General features: G+C 61.4%; 6 protein-coding genes. All 6 read right to left on the minus strand.

Going from position 1 to position 6,451, the window contains the following annotated elements; all coding sequences use genetic code 11:
* Positions 1–365: 365 nt before the first annotated feature.
* Entirely contained in the window at positions 366–1,118 is a 753-nt protein-coding gene (locus NKI61_RS16155; protein WP_352840044.1) for a GGDEF domain-containing protein, read from the minus strand.
* 165 nt (positions 1,119–1,283) lie between these two features.
* Positions 1,284–1,997, minus strand: coding sequence for a thermonuclease family protein (locus NKI61_RS16160; RefSeq protein ID WP_352840045.1), 714 nt, complete (start codon positions 1,995–1,997; stop codon positions 1,284–1,286).
* Positions 1,998–2,010: 13 nt separating this feature from the next.
* Positions 2,011–3,210 (minus strand): ABC transporter substrate-binding protein, encoded by a 1,200-nt coding sequence (locus NKI61_RS16165; protein ID WP_352840046.1) that lies wholly within the window; start codon positions 3,208–3,210, stop codon positions 2,011–2,013.
* A 98-nt stretch (positions 3,211–3,308) separates the two neighbouring features.
* Complete coding sequence (locus tag NKI61_RS16170) at positions 3,309–4,019, minus strand: lytic transglycosylase domain-containing protein (RefSeq protein ID WP_352840047.1); 711 nt, start codon at positions 4,017–4,019, stop codon at positions 3,309–3,311.
* Positions 4,020–4,100: 81 nt separating this feature from the next.
* Positions 4,101–4,469 (minus strand): hypothetical protein, encoded by a 369-nt coding sequence (locus tag NKI61_RS16175; protein ID WP_023681064.1) that lies wholly within the window; start codon positions 4,467–4,469, stop codon positions 4,101–4,103.
* 72 nt (positions 4,470–4,541) lie between these two features.
* On the minus strand, positions 4,542–6,451 hold a 1,910-nt coding region (locus tag NKI61_RS16180; protein ID WP_352840048.1), incomplete at its 5' end, for an SPM autocatalytic domain-containing protein.

The raw sequence follows: 6,451 nt of genomic DNA on the forward strand, positions 1-6,451 counted from the left end.
AGCACGTTCACGCGGCGGGTGCTCGGCCGGCAAGCTCGTACCCTGAGCGCCGAACCTGATGCTACTCGCGCGGCGGGTGTCTCGGCCTGTCAGGAGTTCGGCGGCAGGAGCATGGTCCCATAGCCGGCCATCAAGGCGATCAAGGTTGCTGCAACCAGCGGCAACCAGAACTTGATCGGTCCGGCAATACTGCCAGCGATGCGCGGCCGATGCCATCAGCACCGTCAGGAGCCAGACCTCCCACGGGTTGAAACCGCCCCATGGGCCAATCGTCCGGTTTGGCAACAAGGGCAAGATGATCGCTGTCGCAGCCGCGCGGCAAGACATATTTGCGGCGGTGTTCCTCCGGCAACGAGTCGTCTCAGCTAGTTGTGGAGGTGCGACAGTTGAAGTCCAGGCTGGTGCTCCATGCCGGATAACAGCGATTCCGCCGATCGGAACATGTCCTCGAATTCCAACTCGTTTTCAAACACCACGCCGCCGACGCTGATGGTCAGCGTGTCCGCGGTTCCTTTTGGCGCGAAATAGGCTTGGGCCACGCGCGCCCGGATACGCTCGCCGATCTCCCTGGCGTCTTCTTCTGTCGCGCCGGGCAGAAAGACCCCGAACATGGAGGTTCCGATCCGGCCCGCCAGATCTTCCTTGCGTACCGATGACTGGATGGTCGAGGCTATGAGCCGCAAGGCTTCGTCACCCCAGCCAAGGCCGAAGCGCAGATTGATGGACCTGATGTGTTCGGGATGAATGACCAGGAAGGCGCCAGATCTTGGACCAGACGATTCCGGCCTGGTTGCTCTCCTTTCGACCATCGACGTGAAGACTGTCCGGTTGAGGCAGCCTGTCAGGCTGTCAAAGGTCGCCGACTTGTTGAGTTCTCTTCGATAACGGACGAGCTCGGTCCGCTGCAGGCCAATGAACAGCAAAAGCGGGCCACCGACGATGACCGGCAACAGGATCGCTGTGACCATGCTGCGGCCGAACGGCGTCAAGGCTTCCGAGAACAGAAGCAGATAATTTAGGCCAACCGAGAGGAGCAGAATTCCCGCCGATCCCAGGGCAGTCAGCCATGCGATATCTTTCCATTGCCGGGGCGAGCTATTCGCCATTGGTGTCATCATTAGCCAATCTCCCGCCTGATCGGCTGTCATAAGGCCAAGGTGCTGCACTTTCAGTTTCGAGGAAACATACAATTTTAGTAATGGCGCAATCACCTACCATCGGCCCGAAATCAGCCCTTCAAAAGCAAGGCTACGGCGGCAAAAGCAACGACACCGAATTATCGGCTATTGCGGCGGGCCGAATATCCCCATCTGCGCGTCTCTGGCCACTGCCTCCGCCTTGCCATAGATGCCACTCGCCAGGGCCGTCGCCCAGCCATTGGAAACAAGCCAGGCGCCGACATCCTGCTTGCTCAAGCTGCACGGTGCCGCAATGGCAAAACGATCGATTTCCGGCGGCACGACGCATTTCAGCGCCCGGCCGCGCAGCCAGGAATTGAACGTCGCGCGCGCACGCTGGCCGCAAGGCCAGGCGATGCCACGAAACGAACAGGTCTCATCCAGGTCAATGCCTTGGATCCCGCTGATGGCTACCTTGCGCCCCATCGATTCGAAGGTTGCCGACGAGGTGGCAACCGGTTGGTACAGCAGGACCTCTTTCCAATCCTTTGGCATCCGCATCCCTGCAGGCGAAGCCAGACCAAGGTCGCTGAGCGGCAGGCGCGGCTCGACCCGTTCGATTTGCGCCGGATCAAGCTGTGGCGGCGCGATAAGGTCCTGAGCAATCTTGCGTGCCCGTCCTCGCCATGGCGTATTGGCGACGGTCGCAACTGGTCGCATTGGCTGGCTATCGTCGATGGATTGACGCGGCGCTGGTATCGGCCGATCGATGGGAAGCAGATCGGCGGCCCGGATGATCAACAAGACCCCGGACAGGAGCAGCAGGCTTCCGAGCAATATCAAGCGATTGTGCCTCAGCCAGCCCATCAACTCAAGCAAGGTTCCTTGCCCCTCAATACCCCGATGTCGATTTGGCGACCAGCTTGAGTGCACCTTTTCGAACCTGGTAGAAGGGCATGGATCGCTCACTGGAGCCATCCGCCCGAAACCGGAACAGGCCGGTCGATCCGCGAAATCCGCTCCGATTTTCGAGCACCTGCTTGCTGAAGCCGTCCGGCCCGGCCGAACTTGCAATTCCTGCTGTCAGGGCGACCATATCATAGGCGTAGGCGACATTGGCGTCGGCTGGATAATTGTAGGTCGTCTTGAAGCGGTCGGCGATCGGGCCGGTTTCGGTTGGGTCGAGCGTGGCGATGTAGGAGCCTTCAAACAGCGGCTCCATCGGATGTTCCAGCCAGCGGTTGGTTCCAACGACGGCAATTGCTTTTCCAGGAATGCCTTTCGTTTTCAGCGCCGCAAGGATCTGCGCCGGATTGTCGTCGCCGCTGGCGATGATGATGGCATCGGGAGCCTCGACCAGCGAGCCCATATCATTGACCACTTTGGTGCCGCCATCGCCGGCCGGATACGGAATGGTGACGGCGAGCGTCGCGCCATAGATGCTGAGGCTGTTGGCGACCCGCTTTTCAACCGCGCCGGCATTCGCTCCTGCCGCGACGAGCAACACGAACTTCTTGCTGCCTTTGGCCGCCAGGCCGGCTGCGCCCGCGGCCGCGCTGTCGGCCTCGTTGAGGCGCACCGCATAGACGCCCGGGCCGCCGGCGAAATTGTCGGCCAGCGCCAGCACCGGCGGCCGCTTCGATCCCGACAGCTTGGCAATGTGCTGAGCCGCGGCAAGTTCCACCGGGCCGATGACGATCGTGGCTCCGGTGGTGATCGCCTTCACCGCCAATTTGCTGGCGTGCGCGCTGTCGCCCATGGTGTCCTCGACCGTGACCGTGAGCAGGACGTTTCCAAGGTCGGCCATCGCCAGCTTGGTCGCATCGAGCATCTTCCTGCCGTTTTCGCCGGCGTTGCCCGGGGCCGACAAAGGCAGCAGCATCGTGACCTTCGTCGACCCGGTGCCGAGCGATCGCGTGGCTTGGGCCGGGCTGGCAGCGGTGCCGGCGGCCGGCGCTCCAGGTGCGGCGATCGCCGCCGGGTCGAGCGCGTCCGAGACGCTGCCCTTCGACTGGCAGCCCGACACCATGCCCGCGAACGCAAAGACGATCGCCCACGTCCACAAACCGTGTCGCTGCCGGCCAGAATCCATGATGCCTCCCTCATATCCCGCCGGGTATTTGTCCCGGTCTCATCCGTTCATCTTACGGCAGACTTGCCTCGCCGTCTTTGCAATTGCTGGATTATGGCTCAGCCGTCGAAAAGTCTTGCCCGGAGCGCCTTGATCATTCTGGCTTGCCCGGCGCTTCGATAGTCCGCGCATTTCATGTATCGCGGGCCCGGCACGAACAGTCGGCGCACACAAATCCGCCTCGCCGGGGCAGGGGCACCATCGTCTCCTGCTGTCGGGAATGCGGAGAATCCGAACGTCGCCACCGGCAATGGCCCGGCCACCGCAAAACCTTCTCTCGCCAGGATTGCACGCGCACGCCGGCAGTAGCGGACCGAAAGTTCGGAGAACCGGGTTTCACCGTGCCCGGCACGATACTTCATGACGGTGGTGCAGAGATCGCCTGCGGCAAGGCTGTTTGCCTGCGCCAGATATCTGACGCCGAGCGCGATGTTGGTCGCCGGCGCGCCAAGCTCGTCGAGCGAGCCACGAAAGCCCAGCATTCGGGCCGTCGCGGGCATTACCTGCATCAACCCGACCTCACCATCGGCGCCGTGCACATCGGGATCGAATTCGCTTTCGATCTCCATTACCGCGTGCGCCAGCACCGGTTCCAAGCCGTAGAGCGATGCCTGGCATGTCGCAAACGCCTTGAATGTCGCGCGCGTCCATTCGGAGGCGGCGTCGCAGCGAACCGGCCGCCTCAAGCCGAACGGTGCTGGTCTCTCCAGGCTAGGTCGTTCCAGCCAGTTGGCGCAGGCTTGCGTGGCAAGCTGGCCAAAACCGGTCAATGCGATCGCTCCGGCGATCGCCCTCGTCAATCGTCCGCCGACCATCGGGTCAGCCAACCGGCACTGCCGGATCCCTTCCGGTCAGTTCATGTACTCGACCATGCGGTCGTGGAAGCATTCGCACTTGTTGAGCGTGTCCTCGTCCTTGTAGTTCGTCTTGAGGTAGCCATAGGCCATGCCGCAGGCGACCTTGGCTTCCGATGCCCAGACGAAGGTAGGACGGGACGAATTGATCCATTCCGAGCTGTTGGCGACGGCCACCGACTCGTCCATCAGCTTCACCACCTCGGCCTTGAGATCGACGATGTTGTCGGTCAGCACCAGGTTCGATGTGCCGACGGTCCGGCAATAGTCGGCCACCGGCCCTTCGATGATGTCGGCAGCGAAGCCAGTCGATCCAGCCAACAGCAGCGCCGCGGCCGAAGCCAGCAATCTTGCACAACGCTTCATTTAAGTCCCTCTCCAAACTGCGGTTTTATGTTTCGCTAATATGTAGCATGAGAGTACGGCCACGCATAAGTGCTAAATCGTGGCCGTGTGCTGTTGATGTTGTGTGTCGTCGTAGAGGATGTTGATCGTGCCGGTGGCAGGCGCATTCTGCAGAACGGCGACATCCACGAAGTTGGCCGCGTTGCCCGAGCCGCTGGTATCGACGCTCACGGTGCTGGTCGCGGTGTCGTAATGCACATAGTCGGCCATGTTGCCGGCCGGCGCCTTGTCGAACAACGCGCTCAAGTCGATCTTGTCCCCTTCACCGGCATGGTAGTCGGCGATCAGATCCTTGATGTTTAGATTGTCGATCTTGAACGTGTCGGCTCCCGAAGTGCCGGCGATGGCGGCCGTGCTTCCGGAGCTAGCGTTATCGTAGTTGCCGAAGCCGATGTCGCCGACCGCGGCTATCTGACCGTCGGCGGTCGTGAAGGTGGCTTCGCCATAGGTCAAGACCGAGCCGTCCGCCGAAACCGAGTGCTGATTGTTGCTATCGAGGCCGATCTCGACGATACCCAAGGCGGCCAGAGATTTGAACTCGCCCGAATCCGACACGCCGTTGCCGTTGGCATCTTGCCAGACACCAAATTGCGCAAAGTCGTGGTCGGCGGCAGTCAGCTTGCCATCATGATTTGTGTCATAGAGCTGCTCGAGCGCGGCAAGGTCGGTCGCAGCGCCGGCGGCATGTTGGGTGAACACGATCTCCGAACCGTTGTTCACCTTGCCGTCGCCATTGAGATCGATCGCCAGGATACCGTCATGCGTATCGACCCAGGCGGTTTTCGAAGCGACGCCATCGCCGTTATAGTCGAACGAAACGGTGGAGTGCGTCAGATCGGTGGTGTGGATTCCATCATGGTTGAGGTCGAGTACGACCGGAGCGGCAATGGCAAAAGGTATCAGTCCGGCCGCCACGTGGACAGTGAAATTCGCCGTCGTTGTTGTGTCCCCGTCGCCATCCGTGAGTTGCAACGCGACCGGAATTGTATGGTCGACCGTGGTGCTCGTGACCCCGACATCCGTCAGGTTCAGCTTGGTCTTGCCCGACGACTCATAGGCGTCGACCCATGCGATCTGCGTTCCGGCAGGCGATGTGATCGTCAGCAACGTCGCACCGACCGCCGGAGTGAAGGAAGCCGTGGTTCCGTTGGTGTAGTGGGCGACGAACTCGATCTTGTCGCCGGCGGTAACCGCATCGAACGAAAACTTGGCATAGCTAACAGTCGCGAGGGTGATGGCCGGAGCCGTATAGCCGCCCGGGCCGTCATAGTCGTCCGGCGTCCCGAAATCGAAACGCATGAACTCGCCTCCGTCGAAATTGTTGTTGCCGAGGCCCCAACCTGCTGACGAACCATTGACGTTGCTTGTTTGTGTCAACGATGGCATGCCGCCGGCCAGCCATGCCGTCTCGTGTGGTGAGGTGAAGGAGCCGCCGGCATCCGTTGGCGCCCATCCGGTCACCATCACGACATTCTGACCGCCCGCCGTCACCACGATGGAATTGCTGGGGCCGGAGCCGAAGGCGCCGCTCGATGCAACGGAGACATTACTGACAGTGCCGTCCAAAGGTGCCAAAAGGTCGAACGTGTACTGCCCCGACGTACCGGCATTCGGATTAACGGTGATGGTAAAGACCGCCGTGTCGCCTGCATCATGGCTTCCGTTGTTGTTGTTGTCGGCATAGGCGGTCAACACGCTGCCGGACTGCTCCGTGATGAGGTTGTGGCCGGCCGAAGTGATGCCTGTTGTGTTGGCAGTGATCGTCATGGTGGCCCCGGCGCCGTCGGCGCCGGCGACGAAGTGGAGTGTTCCAACGGCCGGCGTTTGCGACGTATCGGTGCTTGCCTGCTGGCTTTGCACGGTTCCCAATGTCGGCACGTCATCGACGATGTTGACGGACAGCGTGCCTGTGGCGTTCTGGCCGTCCTGGTCGGTGAGCGAGA

Origin of the sequence: Mesorhizobium sp. M0514 (assembly GCF_040321145.1) — a bacterium.
Lineage (GTDB): Bacteria > Pseudomonadota > Alphaproteobacteria > Rhizobiales > Rhizobiaceae > Mesorhizobium.

Bases quoted from the DNA above. Each gene is read 5' to 3' on its own strand.
- NKI61_RS16175 (WP_023681064.1), bottom strand. From the start codon at position 4,469: ATGAAGCGTTGTGCAAGATTGCTGGCTTCGGCCGCGGCGCTGCTGTTG.
- NKI61_RS16155 (WP_352840044.1), bottom strand. From the start codon at position 1,118: ATGATGACACCAATGGCGAATAGCTCGCCCCGGCAATGGAAAGATATC.
- NKI61_RS16165 (WP_352840046.1), bottom strand. From the start codon at position 3,210: ATGGATTCTGGCCGGCAGCGACACGGTTTGTGGACGTGGGCGATCGTC.